The 17,583-nt window shown below is 66.8% G+C and carries 20 protein-coding genes and 2 pseudogenes; 18 read left to right on the top strand and 4 right to left on the bottom strand.

Translation table 11 applies throughout. The features are described from left to right. Window positions 1–145 precede the first annotated feature (145 nt). The 5 genes and pseudogenes from K1T34_RS01230 to K1T34_RS54555 form a co-directional block, all read left to right on the top strand. On the top strand, window positions 146–559 hold the full coding sequence (locus tag K1T34_RS01230; RefSeq protein WP_220242467.1) for a hypothetical protein: 414 nt from the start codon (window positions 146–148) through the stop codon (window positions 557–559). A gap of 411 nt (window positions 560–970) precedes the next feature. Then, window positions 971–1,618, top strand: a complete 648-nt coding sequence (locus K1T34_RS01225; RefSeq protein WP_220242466.1) for an RNA polymerase sigma factor — start codon at window positions 971–973, stop codon at window positions 1,616–1,618. 134 nt (window positions 1,619–1,752) lie between these two features. Beyond that, entirely contained in the window at window positions 1,753–2,187 is a 435-nt protein-coding gene (locus K1T34_RS01220; RefSeq protein WP_220242465.1) for a DUF5709 domain-containing protein, read from the top strand. 46 nt (window positions 2,188–2,233) lie between these two features. Then, on the top strand, window positions 2,234–2,842 hold the full coding sequence (locus K1T34_RS01215) for a sulfite oxidase-like oxidoreductase (RefSeq protein WP_220242464.1): 609 nt from the start codon (window positions 2,234–2,236) through the stop codon (window positions 2,840–2,842). Then, a pseudogene (locus tag K1T34_RS54555) lies at window positions 2,842–3,138 on the top strand (FAD-binding oxidoreductase); the annotation flags it as partial. The gene K1T34_RS01215 and the pseudogene K1T34_RS54555, both read left to right, overlap by 1 nt. On the opposite strand, the pseudogene K1T34_RS54550 reads toward K1T34_RS54555, so the two are convergent. Beyond that, a pseudogene (locus K1T34_RS54550) lies at window positions 3,118–3,204 on the bottom strand (hypothetical protein); the annotation flags it as partial. The pseudogenes K1T34_RS54555 and K1T34_RS54550 overlap by 21 nt on opposite strands. On the opposite strand from K1T34_RS54550, the gene K1T34_RS54545 reads away from it, so the two are divergent. Further along, complete coding sequence (locus tag K1T34_RS54545; protein WP_370643863.1) at window positions 3,175–3,540, top strand: hypothetical protein; 366 nt, start codon at window positions 3,175–3,177, stop codon at window positions 3,538–3,540. The pseudogene K1T34_RS54550 and the gene K1T34_RS54545 sit on opposite strands and share 30 nt — an antisense overlap. Before the next feature lie 319 nt (window positions 3,541–3,859). Here K1T34_RS54545 and K1T34_RS01205 read toward each other — a convergent pair whose 3' ends face one another. Then, complete coding sequence (locus tag K1T34_RS01205; protein ID WP_220242462.1) at window positions 3,860–4,804, bottom strand: NADP-dependent oxidoreductase; 945 nt, start codon at window positions 4,802–4,804, stop codon at window positions 3,860–3,862. A gap of 225 nt (window positions 4,805–5,029) precedes the next feature. Here K1T34_RS01205 and K1T34_RS01200 point away from each other — a divergent pair, with 225 nt between their 5' ends. From K1T34_RS01200 to K1T34_RS01175, 6 genes are all read left to right on the top strand, one after another. Continuing rightward, window positions 5,030–5,647, top strand: a complete 618-nt coding sequence (locus K1T34_RS01200) for a TetR family transcriptional regulator C-terminal domain-containing protein (RefSeq protein WP_220242461.1) — start codon at window positions 5,030–5,032, stop codon at window positions 5,645–5,647. A gap of 213 nt (window positions 5,648–5,860) precedes the next feature. Next, window positions 5,861–6,283, top strand: a complete 423-nt coding sequence (locus tag K1T34_RS01195; protein WP_255638221.1) for an MmcQ/YjbR family DNA-binding protein — start codon at window positions 5,861–5,863, stop codon at window positions 6,281–6,283. 60 nt (window positions 6,284–6,343) lie between these two features. Continuing rightward, entirely contained in the window at window positions 6,344–6,505 is a 162-nt protein-coding gene (locus K1T34_RS01190) for a hypothetical protein (RefSeq protein WP_220242460.1), read from the top strand. 271 nt (window positions 6,506–6,776) lie between these two features. After that, complete coding sequence (locus K1T34_RS01185; RefSeq protein WP_220242459.1) at window positions 6,777–7,466, top strand: hypothetical protein; 690 nt, start codon at window positions 6,777–6,779, stop codon at window positions 7,464–7,466. A gap of 161 nt (window positions 7,467–7,627) precedes the next feature. Next, a complete protein-coding gene (locus K1T34_RS01180; protein ID WP_220242458.1) occupies window positions 7,628–8,986 on the top strand; it encodes an NAD(P)/FAD-dependent oxidoreductase in 1,359 nt (452 codons plus the stop codon). Between the two features lie 132 nt (window positions 8,987–9,118). After that, window positions 9,119–10,489: an NAD(P)/FAD-dependent oxidoreductase gene (locus K1T34_RS01175; protein ID WP_220242457.1), complete on the top strand. Its 1,371-nt coding sequence runs from the start codon at window positions 9,119–9,121 to the stop codon at window positions 10,487–10,489. 64 nt (window positions 10,490–10,553) lie between these two features. Here the strand turns inward: K1T34_RS01175 and K1T34_RS01170 are convergent, their stop codons facing one another. Next, window positions 10,554–11,300, bottom strand: coding sequence for an SDR family oxidoreductase (locus tag K1T34_RS01170; protein WP_220242456.1), 747 nt, complete (start codon window positions 11,298–11,300; stop codon window positions 10,554–10,556). 258 nt (window positions 11,301–11,558) lie between these two features. Here K1T34_RS01170 and K1T34_RS01165 point away from each other — a divergent pair, with 258 nt between their 5' ends. The 5 genes from K1T34_RS01165 (at window position 11,559) to K1T34_RS01145 (ending at window position 16,160) form a co-directional block, all read left to right on the top strand. Continuing rightward, complete coding sequence (locus tag K1T34_RS01165; protein ID WP_255638873.1) at window positions 11,559–12,293, top strand: DNA-3-methyladenine glycosylase; 735 nt, start codon at window positions 11,559–11,561, stop codon at window positions 12,291–12,293. Further along, window positions 12,290–12,823 carry a GMC family oxidoreductase N-terminal domain-containing protein gene (locus tag K1T34_RS54540; RefSeq protein ID WP_220242454.1) on the top strand — a complete coding sequence of 178 codons (534 nt, stop codon included), beginning with the start codon at window positions 12,290–12,292 and terminating at the stop codon, window positions 12,821–12,823. The genes K1T34_RS01165 and K1T34_RS54540 overlap by 4 nt, the downstream gene beginning before the upstream one ends. Window positions 12,824–13,130: 307 nt before the next feature. Continuing rightward, window positions 13,131–14,030, top strand: a complete 900-nt coding sequence (locus tag K1T34_RS01155) for a hypothetical protein (protein ID WP_220242453.1) — start codon at window positions 13,131–13,133, stop codon at window positions 14,028–14,030. 253 nt (window positions 14,031–14,283) lie between these two features. Continuing rightward, window positions 14,284–14,910 carry a TetR/AcrR family transcriptional regulator gene (locus tag K1T34_RS01150; protein ID WP_220242452.1) on the top strand — a complete coding sequence of 209 codons (627 nt, stop codon included), beginning with the start codon at window positions 14,284–14,286 and terminating at the stop codon, window positions 14,908–14,910. Window positions 14,911–15,386: 476 nt separating this feature from the next. After that, complete coding sequence (locus tag K1T34_RS01145; RefSeq protein WP_220242451.1) at window positions 15,387–16,160, top strand: SDR family NAD(P)-dependent oxidoreductase; 774 nt, start codon at window positions 15,387–15,389, stop codon at window positions 16,158–16,160. A 76-nt stretch (window positions 16,161–16,236) separates the two neighbouring features. Here K1T34_RS01145 and K1T34_RS01140 read toward each other — a convergent pair whose 3' ends face one another. Then, window positions 16,237–17,016: a transposase family protein gene (locus K1T34_RS01140; protein WP_220239925.1), complete on the bottom strand. Its 780-nt coding sequence runs from the start codon at window positions 17,014–17,016 to the stop codon at window positions 16,237–16,239. A 70-nt stretch (window positions 17,017–17,086) separates the two neighbouring features. Here K1T34_RS01140 and K1T34_RS01135 point away from each other — a divergent pair, with 70 nt between their 5' ends. Further along, the gene (locus K1T34_RS01135) at window positions 17,087–17,557 is read left to right on the top strand and encodes a cupin domain-containing protein (RefSeq protein WP_220242450.1); all 471 of its coding nucleotides are present in this window, start codon (window positions 17,087–17,089) and stop codon (window positions 17,555–17,557) included. Window positions 17,558–17,583 lie beyond the last annotated feature (26 nt).

Raw genomic sequence — 17,583 nt, 5'->3', positions numbered from 1 at the left:
GCATTCGACCGGACGTGATCCCAGGGCCGCGGTAAGGGGAGATCGGGGGTCGCCGCCAACAGGTGATCACCCACAGGGGAGGGGCCTCGTGTTCGCAAGCCAGCACAGCGTTCCGGAGGGAACGGTAGTGGAGAAGCCTTCACTGATGACGGGGAGCGCGATCGCGGTTCATCATCCGAAGGAGCTTCTGAGGACCGTGGTCTCCGACGGCTCGATAACCCTCTTCGTCAGCGGCGGCGTGATCGAACGATCGGCCGTCGAGGTGCTCTGCGCGGAGCTCGACGTCGTGACCGCGTTGTGTCGCGGGATCGTCACCGTCGACCTGACCGACTGCACCGGGCTCGGCACGGCGGCGACGCAACTCCTTCGGGAACATCTCGACACGGCTCGAACCCCGGAATCCCGGTACCGGTTCCGGCTCAACGCCGGCCGTTCGTCGGTGGTCCGCGCGCTCGCCGCCGCCGGCATCCTCACGAAGCGCGAGGCCCGACGGCGCCGTGTCCGCGGTGTCCCGCGTCGCTGGGACACCGACAGCCAGTCGTCGCTTCGAACGGCGTGAGGCCCAACGCGCAGTTCTCAATGGACATTCGGCACGGGGTCGGAGACCTTCTGGACTTAATGGTCCTGTTTTGCTATGAAGGTAGCGACAGTCCCGACAGCTCGCGAGTAGGTGGAGCGGCCCTTGCTGCGCCTCGAAACACGAGCTGCCCGAACGCTCATGGCGTCGGCCCGGCTTGACGGCATCGCGCCAAGCCGTTCGAACACCGAGGCCATGGCTCGGTTTGCCGACTCTCCGTGCGTGGTGTGCGAGTCGGTTTCGGTGCTGTCGGACAAGTAGCGGTGACGGCGTGGCAGGGGATTCCAGATGCTGATGACGGTCATGAGAGAGGGGGTGGGGCGGCATGACGCCGGCCGTATCCCGTGTGCAGACGACATACCCCGCTGACACCGGACTGAAACCCCGGTTCACGTGACCACCTCGGAGGTCGACGAGCGAGTCCTGGTCGATGGACGGAGCTTCGACCCCGCGTCCGCCGTCTGGGTCCAAGAATTGAGTCCTGGCAGCCCGGCATTCGAAGACGCCTGTCGCCGCTTGCACGCGATGCTCATCAAGATCGCCAGGAGGGAGACCGCGCGCAGGTCGCCGGTCCTCCGGCTCACCGGCCCCGAACTCGAAGACCTGGCCCACCAGGCCGCGGCCGACGCCCTCATGCGGATCACCCGCAAGATCGGTGAGTTCCGCGGCGACGCGCAGTTCAAGACCTGGGCCTTCAAATTCGTCATCCTCGAGGTCTCGACGAAAGTCGGCCGGCACTTCTGGCGCGACCACCGGGTGTCTCTCGACCACGACGAGGCCGAGCGCGCTCGGGCCGCCGTCGGTGACGAGCCGCCCCACCAGGTGCAGGCCATCGAACTCCGGGCCGCCCTTGCCCATGCCATCGAGAACGCACTGACCGAACGCCAACGCCGCGTCTTCGTCGCCGTGGCCATCGACAACATCCCGATGGACGCCCTCGCCGCGAAACTGGAAACCAACCGCAACGCCATCTACAAGGCGATGTTCGACGCCCGGCGCAACATTCGCGCCTACCTGGTGGACAACGACTTCATCTCCTGACCGCCGTGCTCGACGCGGCCACACGCTGTCGGATAACCCACACGGGTTAGTCGGCCATTTCGCCAATATGGACTATATGGTCCACTTCAGTACGGGTAGCGCGACCAGCGCGACCGATCGGATGGGAGAACTCGATGAGCGACGACACTGACGAGTACGACGGTGGTGTCGACCTGGATGACGGTGTTCTGGATCCCGAGGACAGCCTCGTGGATCGTGGTGTGTCCGATGTCCTGGACGAGGGGTACACGCCGCCGGAACGGCCCTCCGCGGTCTTCGACTGGGGGCTCACGGCACGGGAGGCCGCGGGCCACGAGGAGCTCGGCAAGCGGCTCCGGCGTGAAGTGCCGGACGTCTTTCCCGTCGCGGATGAGGGTGACGGGCTCGGGGACGCGTCCGACACGGACGGGGAGCTGTACGACGACCAGGTCGGAGAGGCGCGCGCGGGCCGGCTGGTCGAAGACCCGGACGCCGACGAGGTGTATCCCTACCTCTTCGCCTCCGACGTGGGTGTGGACGGCGCCGCGGCGTCCGCCGAAGAAGCGGCCATTCACATCGTCCCGGAATGAGTGCTGGAGCTCTCCGGCACTGAACGCATCAGAAAGGTGGACAGACATGGTAGCGACGAGAGGCTTCGTCGGGCGTCAACGGTCCAGCCGAGACCCGCGGCTGCCACCCGGTCAATACGACACGGGTGACGAGTGGCCGGTGCTGCACGCGGAGGCGACTCCGTCGATCGACACCGCGAACTGGACTTTCACGGTCGACGGCCTCGTCGACACACCGACCAGCTGGACCTGGGACGAGATCCACGCACTCGAACCGGACCGGTACGAAGGCGCCATCCACTGCGTCACGACGTGGTCCAAGTTCGGGATGACCTTCGACGGGGTCTCCATCGACACCCTGCTCGAGATCACCGGGGTGCGCGACGACGCGGCGTACGTGATGGCGCGCTCGCACACCGGGTACACCACCAATCTGCCGATCGAGGACGTCGTCGACGGCCGAGCCTGGGTGGTGTGGGACGTCAACGGCGCGCCACTGGACGACATCCACGGTGGCCCGGCACGGCTCCTCGTGCCGCACCTGTACTTCTGGAAGAGCGCCAAATGGGTGTCGGGACTGAAGTTCATGGCCGAGGACGAGCAGGGCTTCTGGGAACGAAACGGCTACCACGACCACGGTGACCCGTGGCTCGAGCAGCGTTACCAGGGGGACTGATGGCCTCCCCTTCGTCCTGGCAGACCGCCGTCGTGGCCGCCATCGGTCCGGAGGCTTCCCACGCGAAGACCTTCCGGTTGCGGCTCACCGAACCGCGGACACACCGGCCCGGCCAGTTCTACGTCGTCCGGCTGACCGCGCCGGATGGCTACCACGCCCAGCGCGATTACTCCGTGGCGAGCTCCCCGGGTGGGGACGACATCGAGATCACGGTCGAGATGCTGCCCGACGGTGAGGTATCGGGGTTTCTGCACAACGTCGTCGAAGTCGGGGACGTCCTGGAGGTCCGCGGTCCGGTGGGCAGGTTCTTCTCGTGGGACGGTGCCACGCCGATCCTGGGCCTCGCCGGGGGCTCGGGTGTGGTCCCGCTCATGTCCATGTTGCGGCTCGCGCGACGCGCGAACCGCCCCGACCTGATGCGGCTTGTCGTGTCCGTTCGATCGCCCGCCGATCTGTACTACCCGGACGAGATCTCCGGTCCGGAGACCACGGTCGTCTACACCCGCGAAGCGCCCGCGGGCAGCTCCCGTCCCGTGGGGCGCCTCACGGCCGAGGACGTTCGCCCTCTCGTCGAGTCCGACCGCGAGGTCTATGTGTGCGGCTCGGCGGGCTTTTGCGACGGAGCCACCAACCTGCTTCTCGAGGTCGGAGTCGACGTGCAGCGAATCCGCGTCAGCAGGTGGGGTCCGACCAGCTGAGCCGGCCGTTGCCGACACGTCGCGGTGCCAAGGGCCGTGGCGTAGCGATCACTGACGAGGCGCGGCTGTGCACCGATATCTACCGGAGTGCGTGACTACACCGAAATGCTGATTCGAGAAGGAAGCTGAAGGCCGCACTCAGTGGTTCGCTCGCGGGCAGCGGGGCACGCCAGGGCTCGTGGTGAGGCTCGGCGGATCCGCGAGTCTCACCACGAGCCGTCGCCGGGACGTCCTGCGGAACGCTGGTGGGGCCATACCGTCGAGGTCGCGTCGCTGACGGTGCCGGGAGGGGAGTCGGAACCGGTTTCGTCGGCGCTTGTTACGGGCGAACGCGGATGATCGTCTTGCCCTTTTTCCGCTGGGTCGGGTTGAACGCGGCCACGGCGTCGTCGAGGCTCGCCACGGTGCCGATGTTGGTGCGCACCCGGCCGTCCCGCACGCGCTGCACGATTTCACCCAGCTGAGTACGGGACGGCTCGACGATGAAGTCGATCGCGAGGCCGTCGGCGAGCCGGGTCTCCGGAGGGCCGGCGATCGTCACCAGTGTCCCGCCGGCCCGAACCAGCCCCGCGGACCGCGACCCGATGTCACCACCGAAGACATCGAACACCAGGTCAACACTCCCGACCTCTTCCAGCGCGTCGTTCTCCAGATCGACGAACTCGTTCGCACCGAAATCCCGCGCCGCCTCACGGTCGGCCTTGCGCCCGGTACCCACAACGTAAGCACCGGCCTCGCGCGCGAGTTGCGTTGCCATCGACCCGACCGCTCCGGCTGCGCCGTGGACGAGGATCCGCTGTCCCGCCTCGAGCCGGCCGTGCACGAACAACCCCTGCCACGCGGTGAGGCCCGCCATGACGAGGCCCGCGCCGGTCGTGAAGTCGACGTCGCCCGGCAGCGCCGCGAGATTGCGCGCTTCAACGACCGCGTACTCCGCCAGCGTGCCGTCGCGAGTCCAGTCCGTGAGACCGAACACCCGTTGACCGACCGACAATCCCGCGGTGCCGTAGCTCAGGGCGGTGACCACGCCGGCCACCTCGTGTCCGGGGATCGACGGCGTCCGGTCCCGGCCACGGCGATCGACCCAGGTCGAGGGCCACGACAGCTCATCCCAGGTGAAGCCCGAGGCGTGAACCTCGACGACGACATCGCCGTAGTTCGCCCCGGCGAGGTCGGCGAGCATCGCCGCGTCGGGGTCGGGCCGGTCCACCAGCGTCATCCCGGCCCTTCCCGCGGCCTTGTCCGTCACCACAATCGCCTTCATCCGGAACCTCTTCTCTCTGTGTGCGGTGATCACGTCCACGCTCTGTGGACTTCACGGTCCATCATGGGGAACTCGGCCGGACTCGGCAGGGTGGTCCGGGCCGCGCCGCCGAGGTTGAGTTCGAATCTACTGTCTTGCCCTCAGCGGATAAGAAGTGGACCATATAGACCCTGATTGCTCAGGGGGAAGTCCCCCGCCGGAACGAGTGCGGCTACTGTTGCCACCATGACGGCCGACTGGTATGACAGGCCCTGCCCGAGTCGCGACACTTCCGAGCCGGGACCCCGTGCGCGCGTCGTGGCAGCGGCGACGACGCTCCTGCTGCGCGAAGGCGTCGGCTCGCTCACCGCGGCGCGTGTTCATGCTGCCGCTCGCGTGACTCAGGCTGAGCTCAACCAGCTGTTTCCCGACTCCGGCGGGATCGTGGAGGCGATCGTCGAGGCCCAGCTCGAGGTCGTCTTGCGGGCGCAGCGTCCCAGCCTGAACGCAGTCGAACGCCTCACGGACCTCGAACAGTGGCAGTCGCGACTGCTCGATTCGTGCGCGGCGCAAGGCGGTTGCCCTCTCGGCTCGCTCATCTACCACCTCGCTCACCGCCACGATCGTGGCCGGCTCGCTCTCGCCACAGCGTTTTCCCGGTGGCAGGGGTTGCTCGCCTCGGCCTTGTCGCGCATCCAGGCCGCCGGCGAGCTCGATTCCGATGTGGCGCCGGAAGTCCTTGCCGTCGGCGTCATCGCTGCCCTGCAAGGAGGTTATCTGCTGGCGCACACCACCCAGGACACCGATCAATTGCGCGCCTCGCTCGACATGGCCCTCGGCCAGGTTCGCTTCCACGCGACGTGAAGGACGATACAGCCCGAGAGGTCGCGCAGCACTGTCCTGCCCGTAGCCCTGAGTCACAGTCACCGTCGTGATGGAGTGACTCGGACACCACCCGGCGCCCGAGTCGGAGGTGAGCGCATCCGCCCACCTCCGACTCGGGCCGATCCAGTTCGCGGTGCTGCCCGGTTGATGGCCTCCGCAGTAAGAACCTCCGCTGTCGCGGTAGCTGAGTACGTGGCGATCGAAGCCGAATCGACAGAGGAGATGGTCACCTTGGACGGCGACAAGCTGCAGAAGATCGCGGGCGACTGCGGTGTGGCACTGCCCGGCGCCGACCTAGAGCACCGTTCCGGCCCCGATTGGGACCTCTACAAGGTGCGCGGCAAGGTCTTCATGCTCATGACCGATCTGCCGGGACACCCGGTTGTGGTCGTGAAAGCGGATCCGGACAACGCCACCGCACTGCGTGAGCAGCACGCGGACATCACCCTCGGCTACCACATGAACAAGAAGCACTGGATTACGGTGGAAGGCGGGGGCACCATCGGCGCGAAGCTGGTGAAGGAGCTCGTGATCGATTCCTACCGTCTCGTGGTCGGCGGGCTTCCGAAGCCCGAGCGGCCCGTGGATCCCCAGATCTACGGCCGCCGCGCCTGAGCTGCTGCCGTCAATTCCTGGGATCAACGACCAACGACTCTCGGCATGCGACGGAGAGCTATGACCGACAGGTTCACCGGCCGGGAAACGGTCGCGATCGGCGGCTGCGGCGACACGGGGGAGGAGCCCGCCGCCGGCGCCGCGCACCGCGCTGCCGAGGACGACGGGTTCGAGATGTTCATCAGGGCGTGGCTGGAGCTTCTGGACACCGTTCGGAGCTAGCCCGGCGATGACGGGTTGATCAGCGAGGCGCCGGATCCGGCGTGCGCGGATCCGGGCGCGCGGTGTCGATGCCGGCGTGCTGAAGTCCTATGTGGACCTGGCTGACTCCTTCGCGCCCCGCGTGACTTACGGGTTCCGCGCGACCCGGGGACGGTACAGGTCCGTTCTGGGCGCTCGTGCGGCTGACTGGAACGCAGAGCTCGGCATGCCGAGGCGTGGGACAAGGCCACGTCCGCCGGCTACGGACTGAACTGTGAGCAGGAGGCGTCCGATGAAGGTCGGTTTGCACGCGCGGGATATTCCTGTCTTGGTCGGTGCCGCTGTCACGGAGTCGGAACTCGCTTATGACCACCTGGTGGGGCGCGACCCGGTCTTGCGCTGCCTTGTTCACCGGTTCGGCCGGCCGGAGCCGTTCAGCCACCGGGAGGAAGCCGGTCTCGGCGGCCATTTCCCGGCGCTGGTTCGCTACTTCGGTGCGAGGCAGTTCCGCGCGCCTTCGACTTCCACGGTGTACGCGCAGATCTGCCGTGCGTCGTGCGGCCACCCGTCTCCGGCGATGGTCGCCGACCTCGGTGCCGACCGGCTGACCGCGCTGGGTGTGCCGCGGGCGGACGCCGACCGGCTGGTGCGGCTTTCGCAGGCACAGCTGGCCGGCGACATCGACCTGGACCTCCTCGTCGGGCGCAACGACTGCCAAGTCCGGCAGATCCTTGCGCGGTACGGGATTCCCCGTGATGTGACGGACCTGTTCCTGATCCGCCGCCTGCACCGGCCGGACGTGCTGCCGGTCGACGACCCGGTGCTCGCCCGGGTTGTCCGGCGGATCTGGGCGTGTGGCAGCGCCGACGAAGGGTTCGGCAGGCAGTGGGCGCCGTTCCGCACCTATGCCGCGGCCCTGCTGTGGGAGGTGTCGCAGGCGGTGCCGCCACAGGACGGCTGGAAGATCCAAGATCCGGGGTAAGAACCGTCGCCGGCACGGCGCAGAGGATCGGGCAACACGACTGAGCCCGGACAGAGCGGTGTGCGCACGATGCCCGGCCTGGGTGCGATGGCTCGATTCGGTGTCGGGCAGCGAGTTCGACTAGGGCATCTTCGGCCGCGAACTTGAGAAACAGAGGCCTCATGCGCAAGATCTTGATCGTCGGCGGCGGATACGCGGGCTTCTACGCCGCGTGGAAACTCGAAAAGAAGCTGCGCCGGGACGAGGCCGAAGTGACGGTGGTCGACCCGCGGCCGTACATGACCTATCAGCCGTTCTTGCCCGAGGTGGTGGCCGGGTCGATCGAGGCGCGGCACGCCGCGGTGTCGCTGCGCCGCCACCTCCACCGCACGCGGATCATCACCGGGATGGTCGACGCGATCGACCACAAACGCCGTTCGGTGACGATCCGGCGCGCCGGCGGGGACCCGTTCGAACAGGGTTACGACGTCGTCGTGGTCACCGCCGGCGCGGTCACCCGCAAGTTCCCGGTGCCAGGCATCGCCGAACAGGCCATCGGCCTCAAGCACGTGGAGGAAGCGGTCGCGATCCGCGACCGGCTGCTGACGTCGTTCGACCGCGCGGCCGTGCTGCCGCCGGGGCCGCACCGGCAGAAGCTGCTCACCGCCACTTTCGTCGGGGGTGGGTTCTCCGGCGTCGAGGGCTTCGCCGAGCTGCTGTCGCTGGCGACCGCGCTGCTGAAGCGCTATCCCGAACTGCATCGCGACGAGCTTCGGTTCCACCTCGTCGAAGCGTCGGGCCGGATCTTGCCCGAGGTCACCGACTCGCCAGGACGGTGGGTCGTGCGTTTCCTGCGACGACGTGGTGCGCAGGTGCACGTGGACACGCAGATCAGGTCGATGACCGGTGGGCACGTGGTGCTCTCCACCGGCGAGGAGTTCGATTCGGAGCTCATCGTGTGGACGGCAGGCAACGCGGCGAATCCGGTTGTGGAAAAGCACACCGACCTCCCGGTGGACGAGCGTGGATTCGTCGTCGCCCGGCCGGACCTGCGGGTCGGCACCGACGCCGAACCAGTACCCGACGCATGGGCCGCCGGCGACGACGCCGCGATCGAAGACCTCACCTCGCCGATCCCCGGCACCCGCACGGTGCCCAACGCCCAGCACGCCGTGCGCCAGGGAAAGCTGCTCGCCCGCAACATCGTCGCGACCATGCGCGGCGGAAAGCCGAAGAACTACCGTCACCACAGCCTCGGCTCCATCGCGGAGCTCGGCATCGGTCACGGGATCTTCCAGTATCGGCGATTCGTGATCAAGGGGCCACTCGCCTGGCTGATGCATCGTGGCTATCACGTGCTGGCCGTGCCCAGCTGGGAACGCAAGGTCCGAGTGCTCGTGATCTGGCTGACCGCCGGGTTGTTCGGCCGGGACATCCTCTCGCTGGCGTCGGTGCAGCACCCTCGCGACGCTTTCCTCGACGGCGGTGAACCCGCGGCGCTGCTGAACCCGACTTCTCAGGACCGAACCTCGCCGCGTTGAGCGGTTTCCCTTTCCTCGGAGGATCGCGCGTTCGCCGCAGCGCGAGTCTTTTCGGGCCTGGTCCGTGCGACGGGGGAGCCGACCTCGACCGCGACCGGAATGACAGGACAGACCCATCGGATGGTGGTCTTGATGAGTGAACACTTCGACGCGATCGTGATCGGCATGGGCACCGGCGGTGAAGCCGCCGCTTACCGGCTCCTGGCCGGCGGGAAACGGATCGCGGTCATCGAAAAGGAGCTGATCGGCGGGGAATGTGCCTACTGGGCCTGCATCCCGTCCAAGACCCTGCTGCGTTCCACCGAAGCTCGCGCCGAAGCCGAGCGCACCGCCGGGCTCACGCGGCCGGGTCTGGAGTGGACGACGTTGCGTGACTACCGCGACTTCATGGTCCGCCACCTCGACGACTCCGGCCAGGTCGACGGTTTGCGCAAGCTCGGCGCCACCGTGATCAAGGCGACCGCGCGCCTGGTCGGGCCCGGCAAGGTCGAGGTCCAGGGCCGCACGCTGACCGCCGACCACGTCGTCATCGCCACCGGCGCGGCTCCGAGCCACCTGTCGATCGCCGGTCTGGCCGATGTGCCGGTGTGGACCAACCGCCAGACGACCACCCTCACCCGGATCCCGGAACGGGTGACCTTCCTCGGCGGCGGCGCCACCGGCATCGAACTCGGCCATTTCCTGACTCGCATGGGCAGCCAGGTCACCATCGTGCAGCGCGGCTCGCGCTTGCTGGACCGCGAAGATCCGGCACTGGGCGACTTGATCGCCGAGCTGTTGACTGCGGATGGAATCGACGTGCGGACCGGCGTCCGAGCGCACACCGTCCGGCGCGTTTCCGGCCGGCGTGGCGAAGAGATCGTCGTCGAGCTGGATGACGGCACCACTGTGGGCACCGATGTCCTCGTCAACGCCACCGGTCGCACTCCCCACACCGCCTCCCTGAACCTGGAGGCCGTCGGCGTGCGGCCCGGGTCCCGGGGGCACATCGAAGTAGACGAAAACTGCCGGGCCGGGGACGGGCTGTGGGCCGTCGGAGACGTGACAGGAGTCGCGCTGTTCACCCACGTGGCCACTTACCAGGGCCGCGTGGTGGCCGACAACATCTTGGGCCGCCCGCGCGTCGCCGACTACACCGCCGTCCCCCGCGTGGTGTTCACCCAGCCCGAGATCGCCGCCGTGGGCCTCACCCCCGCGTCAGCCCGCTGCCAGGGGATCGACATCGTGGCCTCCACCCTGCAGCTGGCCGACGAGATCGCGCGCCCCTACACCTACGAGACGGACCCCTACGGAACCTTCACACTGATCGCGGACCGCCGGCAGCGCACACTCGTCGGTGCCTGGGCCGTCGCTCCGCTCGCCGGCGAGTGGATCAACACCGCCGCCCTCGCCATTCGGCACCACCTCACCATCGACGATCTCGCCGACGGCATCGTCCAGTTCCCCAGCTACACGGAAGCCCTCACCCTCGCCGCCGACAAACTCGTCAGTCAGCTGCAGTGATGAGACGGCCGGCAGGATGCGGAATCCTGCCGACCGTTGAAGGTTCGTCTTCTCGTGCGCTCGGTCAGATGGCCAACCCGGCGCCGCCGGACACCACGATCTCCTGCCCTGTGACGTAGGCGGCCTCGTCCGAAGCCAGGAACGCGACGGTCCCGGCGATGTCCTCAGGCGTGCCCAGGCGACCGAACGGGTTCTTCTCCGCCATCTCCGCCATCGTCGCGGGGACGTCGTCAGATCCCGTGCCGAGAGCGGTCCGCGTCATGGGGGTGTCGGTGAATCCCGGGCTCACGGCGTTGACCCGGATGCGGCGCGGGGCGAGCTCCAAGGCCAGCGTCGGGATCATGGCCAGCAACGCGCCGTGCGACCCGGCCGCGATGCTGTTGCCGGTCAGGCTTCGCGTCGCTCCGATTCCCACCGTGACAATGACAGAAGCGCCGTCGGTCAGCAGCGGCAGCGCCTTGACCAGGGTGAAGAACTGCCCTTTGGTGTTGACGGCGAACACCTCGTCGAAGGCCGCTTCGTCGCAGACGTCCAGAGTCACGGGCCGGCTGACGCCGGCGTTCAGGTACAGCGTGGTCAGACTCCCGAATCGTTCGCCGACTTCGGACACCACCTTGTCGGTGTCAGCGAGCGAGCGCGCGTCGGCTTGCAAGACCAGAACGTCTTCGGGGAACTCCTCGCGCGCCCGGGCGACGCTTTCCGGACGTTGTCCGGTGACCGCGACGCGATAGCCACGGCTGTGCAGTACCTGCGCGGTCGCCTTCCCGATCCCGCTGGTGCCGCCGGTGATCAGGGCTGCACGTGCCGACATGGTGATCACTCCACAGTAGTTGGTCTCTTGACACGACAGCTCGACGACATGGCGCCGAGCCCAGCCGGTGTCGCGAGGTGCCAGAGGACGGCTACCCGCCTATCCATCATGCACCGAAGAGAACCATATAGTCCACTCGTGCGGTCGACCTGCGGCGCGTACTTGGCCTGCCACCATTACGGGCTCGGGCGAACGTCTGGATCGCGCGACCTGTTCCTGGACTATGCGGGCCATATTTGGGACCCTGGTGACGTGACCATGACTCGCACGGGGAAGCGCGCAACCAAGGAACAGCGCGCCGCGTACGAGTACTTGGGCTCGCGCGGCGACTCGCTCGCCCTCTGGGTGCGGTCGACAGGACCGATCGATGCCTACGAGTCACACCTTCCGGTCGAGGTCCACGGCCCGCTCGAATGGTTGTCGTTCGCGATCGCCTCGCGGCAGCTCAGCAGGGCAACCGCCTTGGCGATCTACAACCGGCTTGTCATGCAGCTGGGCGGCTCCATCACCACGGAGCGGGTCGTCACGGCCGACGAACGGACTCTGCGCGGAGCGGGCTTGTCCCACCCGAAAGCCAGGGCAATCCGCGAGGTTGCAGAACACGCCGATGACGGCCTGCTGGACCCGGACAAGCTCGCGGCGATGTCGGATGCCGAAATTCAAACCAAGCTCGTGGCCGTGGCGGGTATCGGTCCTTCGACAGCGAAGATGTTCATGATGCGGTACCTGCGTCGACCGGACATCTTCCCGGCCGGCGACCTCGCTGTGCGCTCGGCGATCACGACATTCGATCGACTGGACAGGCGGATCACGCCGAAGGCCGCGGAGCAGCGCAGTGAGCCATGGCGGCCGTATCGGTCGTATGCGACGTCGTACCTGTGGGGCTACGTGTGGGAGCTGCACCGTACAGATGAAGGAGCCGGCATGGACAGCATCTTCGTTCGAGCACGCTCGAAACCGGCCGCCGGCCGCTCGGTCGAGGCCGGCTCATGAGTGCTCGCTACGACTATGTGGTCGTCGGCGGGGGCACAGCCGGGTGTGTGGTGGCCGCACGTCTGTCGGAGGACACTGACAGTCGCGTGCTGCTGCTCGAGTCCGGGAGCCCCGATTCCAAGGCGGAAATCTCCGACCCACCCGCGTGGCCCTCTCTCCGGGGCACCGAAGTCGACTACGGCTACCGCACCGTCCCGCAGGCCGGCACCGGCGGGGCCGCACACGACTGGCCGCGTGGTCACACCCTCGGCGGGTCGCACAGCATCAACGCGATGGTGCACCTGCGAGGTCACCGCGACGACTTCGACGAGTGGGCGAGGATGGGCTGCACGGGCTGGGACTACGACTCGGTCCTGCCGTATTTCCGGCGCATGGCCTGCCCGGCGTCGGCCGCAACCTCCACGACCACCCGCTGTGCAACGTCGTCTACGAGGTCGCACAGCCGATTCCGCCCGGCAACACCAACCACGCCGAGACCTCGATGGTGTGGCGCAGCGACCCGAGCCTCACCGGGCCCGACATGCAGCTGATGTTCTTGCACGTCCCCTTCGGCCCACCGGCCCTGCCGGCTCCGCCGAACAGCTTCACCTTCGGACTGGCGACCGTCCCGCAGGCCCGCGGCGCCGTCCGCGTCGCGGGGCGGTCGGTCGTGCACAGGGAGCGCCACGACGCCGGCAGTCGACACGGCGCACTGCTCGCGGTCGGGAATTGTCTCCGCCACGCAGTGGATGTCAAGTAAATTGACGTCTTGCCTGAGCGATGACAAGCAGATTGGCACCATTTCGGTTCCACGACAAGCTCATTGCCCGAGCCGCTGCGGGGAGGAGGAAGCCCACTATGCGCGTCACCCCTGCACTCACCGTGCCCCGCAACGCCGATGCGGTGGAGATTGTGCACATCCCGGTTCCCGAAGATGTGGATTTGCCTCCGCTGCCCACCCAGGCTGACTCATGGGTGGGGCATTACCAGCGTGTCCTGCTCAATGTCCGCACCGGTGAGATGTCGTTTTTCTGCGCTGACTGGCGGGTGTACGTGCCCGTTCTCGGAGATGAGGATCGCGCGGTCTGGAAGTCGCAGTACCCCGGCGAGAGTCCGATCAACTCCATGAATGCGGCCACCCGGCCGATTCCGGAGTTACTGATGTTCTTCATCGACACCTGGACACGCGTGGATTTCCCCGCTGCGGGGCGTCCGTCGACGCCCGCGTGGGTGTACCTGACTCGCGAACAAGGCGACGCGTTCGTGGCTTCGCTCGTGCCGCTTGCGCAGCAGTTGGTTGACAACCTGTTCCGAGTGCCCGGCACCGACGACCTCGAATGGTCTGCCGAATCCGTGGCGGCCGTGCGGTCGATCGATGCCGCGTGCAGCCGATACCACCAGGGACCGTGGGGTGTCGAGGCGTCGCCGCCGGGCCTGATCAATTTCGCTGATGCCGTCGTGGCAGTGCCGGGGTTGGTCCGAGGTGAGTGGGCCGAGATGGAAGACACCGAGCTCGACGACGCGGCCGACGTGCTGAGTAGGTCTCGGTACCACCTCGACCCGCAGCTTCGGGAGGAGTCCGGGAGACCGGGCGACGAAGGCGGTGGCATCGGGCTGAAGGTGTACGGAGCGCGGGCGTGGCTCTACGCCTACCGCGCCCACGAGGCCGACGACCGGCTGATTCCGGATGCGGCCAGGAGCCAGGCGGTCAACCAGCTCCGCAAGGCACTTTCCGACGACGGCGACAGCGGGGATTGACTCCGATGCGGCGGGTCAGACCGATCTCGTGGAAATGACAATGCGGCGATGTCTTCACTCGACGAGTCAGTCAGGCGGCGCTTCTCGACCGGACTCTGATGTCGTAAGTCGGTCGCGGATGCAGGACATCTCCGCCACGTCCGTTTTCCGGCGGTTAACGGTTGCGGCGTGACGAAGTGGATTGACTTCGGCGCGGATGGCCGAATTGCATCGCGGGGCACGCAGGCCCAGGCAGGTGCGATAATCTGTCGCGGTGGTGGAACCGGAGAGCACAATGAAGCCTGTCCGGCTGACGGCGCGGGGTGAGGCGACCCGGGCTCGGATCGTCCGCGCTGCCGTGGACGTGATGACGGTCAAGGGGGTGGCCGCCACCACGCTCGACGATGTTCGTGCGGCGAGCAGTACCAGCAAGTCACAGCTCTACCGTCACTATGCCGACAAGGACGCGCTGGTCCAGGATGTGATCGAACATCAGGCCGAAGACCTGCTGACCGCGCAGGGGGAACAGCTGCGCCGGCTGGACTCGGTCAGTGGGCTCGAGCGGTGGCGTGATGCGATCATCCAGCGGAACACTGTGCGCAACAGGGCTTATGGATGCCAACTCGGCTCGCTGGCGTGTGAGCTTTCCGATCAGAACCAGCGGGCTCGATCTGCTCTGGCCGGCCACTTCGAAACCTGGCTCGGCCTGATCGCGGATGGTCTGCGGCGGATGCGTGACACGGGCAAACTGCGCTGTGACGCCGATCCCGAACGGCTCGCCATCGGCTTGATGGGCGCCCTCGAAGGCGGGTACTTGCTCGCGCAGACCGAGGGGGACATCAAGTCCATGCGCATCGCGCTCGACATGGCCATCGACTACATCCGTACTCTCGAAGTGTGAGTCGCCGGTAACGGGATACCGCGGAAGCGAACGATCTGTGGGTAGTTGACGTCGTCCGCTCGACGTGCGTGCCGACCTGCCGGCCATCCGAACCGGTGAGAAAAAAACAACCTCGATGACACGCGCCAGAGCGGACTGTATAGTCCACACTGTGATCAACAGCCTCTGCCGGCCCGCAGCTGCGAAGCTGTGCTTGCCGCCTGGCTCGGTGCCGGCGTCACCACGATTGATGGCTGCGACGCCAGTGTGCGGGCATCTTTGGCGTCGGTCGACCTCCGGGCAGGCGGTACCCGGCACGGTGAGATGACCGTCCGCGTTGAAACCTTCTCCGTCTCGAGTGGACGGTTGCCTTCGATTTCGCTTGGTGCAGGTCTGCCGCCCAGTCGTCGGCCGGTCTTGTTCCGGTTCATCCGAACCGTCGGCTTCGGACTCTCTGTAAACGCAATGCTGCGTCTTGACAATGAAGGAGAAATTTCGTGAGCGACGACTTCGAAGGCCGCAAGATTGTTGTTGTCGGCGGTAGTAGTGGAATAGGTTACGCCACGGCCGAACAGGTGATCGCCGGCGGCGGCAGCGCCGTGATCACCGGTCGGAATCCGGAGAAGCTGCAAGCGGCGGTGGAAGCGCTGTCGCAGCACGGTAAGGCATGGGGCATCGCCGCGGAGCTGACCGACCGCGCCCGGATTCCCGAAGTGCGAAAGCGGATCGCCGATGAACATGCCGACGCCAGCTTGCTGGTCAACGGGGCCGGAATCTTCGTCCCCAAACCCTTCACCGAGTACGACGAAGAATTCTACGACTCATTCAACGAACTGAACCGTGCGATGTTTTTCATCACCCAAACCGTCGTCGCCGGCATGCTCTCCGCGGGCAACGGAGGGTCGATCGTCAACATCGGCGCGATGTGGGCGCACCAGGGGATCGCGGCAACGCCGCACACCGGTTTCTCCGTGCAGAAGGGCGGCCTGCACTCTCTGACGAAGGCACTCGCGATCGAGCTGGCACCGCATGCCATTCGGGTCAACGCGGTCTCACCCGCAGCGGTGCGGACCCCGCCGTACTACCGGCTGGTTCCCGAGGCGCACCTCGAGGACCCCGTGAACAGTTTCGCGAGCATGCATCCGCTGGGCCGGGTCGGAACCGTGGAAGACGTCGCGAACATGGCGTCATTTCTGCTCTCGGAAAAAGCGAGCTGGATGACCGGCGCGATCGTCGACGTCGACGGCGGTGTCATGGCCGGGCGCAACTGAACCGCGGAAGCAGAAAATTCGGCACTAAGGGATGTCTCGTAACTGGTCTTGTGGTTGATGGTGCTGGTGTTGCGGATCAGTCTGCGAGGAGGATGTTGTGCAGGTGCGCGATGCCGGACACTGTGTCGTTCAAGGTGCTGGCTGCGCGGCGGTAGTCGCGCAGGATCTTCCAGCACTTCATCCGCGCCAGGGCGTGTTCGACACGGGCACGGATTTTGCGATGGCCGGCGTTGAGGTCTTCCTTCCAGTTCGGCAGATCACTGCCGTCACGAGGCTTGCGGTAGGGCATGATCACCTCGGGATTTCCTTGGTAGCCCCCGTCGGCCATCACCGGCCGACCTGCCAACTCCTGCTCGATGCCGGAGTCGCGGTAGACAGTGCAGTCGTTGCGGTTGCCCGGATGCGCGTCGCCGGTCGCGATCACCAACCGGGTGTCGGCATCGATCGCGACCTGCACATTCGCCGAATACCGGTAGTTCTTCGACGGCGCTGCCAACCGGTGATCCCGCGTCGGCACCAAGGTGCCGTCCACGATCGCGATCGCGTCGATCCGCCGCTTGCGGACCGGGGCCAGCGCCAGCAGCGGGCCGATCGTGTCGATCACTCGATGCGCCGCGGAATGCGACACTCCGAACAGCGGCCCGATCTGGCGCATCGTCAGGTTCGTCCGCCAGTACGTCGCCACCAGCAGCACACGATCAGCCAGGTCAAGACGCCACTGACGACCAGGACGGCCATCGGCGATCTCGTCACCGCCACGTTTCGCCACGACCCGCACCAACGTGCGGAACTGACCCGGTTCCAACCCCGTGAACGGGGCAATCCACTCCGACCGCGACGCCGAGATCACCTGCACCACACCATGATCAACGATCACCGGCAACCGACCCACACCGGGTTACGAGACATCCCTTAGGAGGTTTTTCATGGTTCCCTCGCAGATCGTAGGTCGGTTTTTGGTTGTCGCCGCGCTGGCCGGCGCGACAGCTTGCAGCTCTGCTGCCCAGAGCACGCCGGCCGCGGTGACGGGCACCACCGCGGTGACAAGCACGGCAGCTTCGTCGCCCCAGGTGAGTGTGTTGCTGCAACAGGCCCTTCCGAACGCTGAGGGCAAGACGTTCACGTCGCAGATCGTGGACTTCCCGCCGGGCTCGGCCGCTCCGCCTCATCGCCACGGTCAGGCTTTCGTGTACGCCTACGTGCTGGAAGGCGATGTGCGAAGCCAGGTCGACGACCAGGCAGCGACCACGTACCACCAGGGTCAAACCTGGTTCGAACTGCCCGGCGCCCACCACGTCGTCGCGGCGAATCCGAGCACGACCGAGCCCGCCAAGCTGCTGGTCGTCTACGTTTCCACCACCGGAGACGCGCTCCAGGCCAACGATCCCCACCAGTAGGCGTCGGTGCCGCCCCGACGCGAGCC

It is taken from the genome of Amycolatopsis sp. DSM 110486 (assembly GCF_019468465.1).
Taxonomy (GTDB): Bacteria; Actinomycetota; Actinomycetes; order Mycobacteriales; family Pseudonocardiaceae; genus Amycolatopsis.
The sequence above is the reverse complement of the archived record's forward strand: the minus strand, read 5'-3'. Positions and strand labels throughout refer to the sequence as shown.

Bases quoted from the DNA above. Each gene is read 5' to 3' on its own strand.
- K1T34_RS01180 (WP_220242458.1), top strand. From the start codon at position 7,628: ATGCGCAAGATCTTGATCGTCGGCGGCGGATACGCGGGCTTCTACGCC.
- K1T34_RS01185 (WP_220242459.1), top strand. From the start codon at position 6,777: ATGAAGGTCGGTTTGCACGCGCGGGATATTCCTGTCTTGGTCGGTGCC.
- K1T34_RS01190 (WP_220242460.1), top strand. From the start codon at position 6,344: ATGACCGACAGGTTCACCGGCCGGGAAACGGTCGCGATCGGCGGCTGC.
- K1T34_RS01205 (WP_220242462.1), bottom strand. From the start codon at position 4,804: ATGAAGGCGATTGTGGTGACGGACAAGGCCGCGGGAAGGGCCGGGATG.
- K1T34_RS01215 (WP_220242464.1), top strand. From the start codon at position 2,234: ATGGTAGCGACGAGAGGCTTCGTCGGGCGTCAACGGTCCAGCCGAGAC.
- K1T34_RS01165 (WP_255638873.1), top strand. From the start codon at position 11,559: ATGACTCGCACGGGGAAGCGCGCAACCAAGGAACAGCGCGCCGCGTAC.
- K1T34_RS54540 (WP_220242454.1), top strand. From the start codon at position 12,290: ATGAGTGCTCGCTACGACTATGTGGTCGTCGGCGGGGGCACAGCCGGG.
- K1T34_RS01230 (WP_220242467.1), top strand. From the start codon at position 146: ATGACGGGGAGCGCGATCGCGGTTCATCATCCGAAGGAGCTTCTGAGG.
- K1T34_RS01170 (WP_220242456.1), bottom strand. From the start codon at position 11,300: ATGTCGGCACGTGCAGCCCTGATCACCGGCGGCACCAGCGGGATCGGG.
- K1T34_RS01220 (WP_220242465.1), top strand. From the start codon at position 1,753: ATGAGCGACGACACTGACGAGTACGACGGTGGTGTCGACCTGGATGAC.
- K1T34_RS01175 (WP_220242457.1), top strand. From the start codon at position 9,119: ATGAGTGAACACTTCGACGCGATCGTGATCGGCATGGGCACCGGCGGT.
- K1T34_RS01135 (WP_220242450.1), top strand. From the start codon at position 17,087: ATGGTTCCCTCGCAGATCGTAGGTCGGTTTTTGGTTGTCGCCGCGCTG.
- K1T34_RS01200 (WP_220242461.1), top strand. From the start codon at position 5,030: ATGACGGCCGACTGGTATGACAGGCCCTGCCCGAGTCGCGACACTTCC.
- K1T34_RS01155 (WP_220242453.1), top strand. From the start codon at position 13,131: ATGCGCGTCACCCCTGCACTCACCGTGCCCCGCAACGCCGATGCGGTG.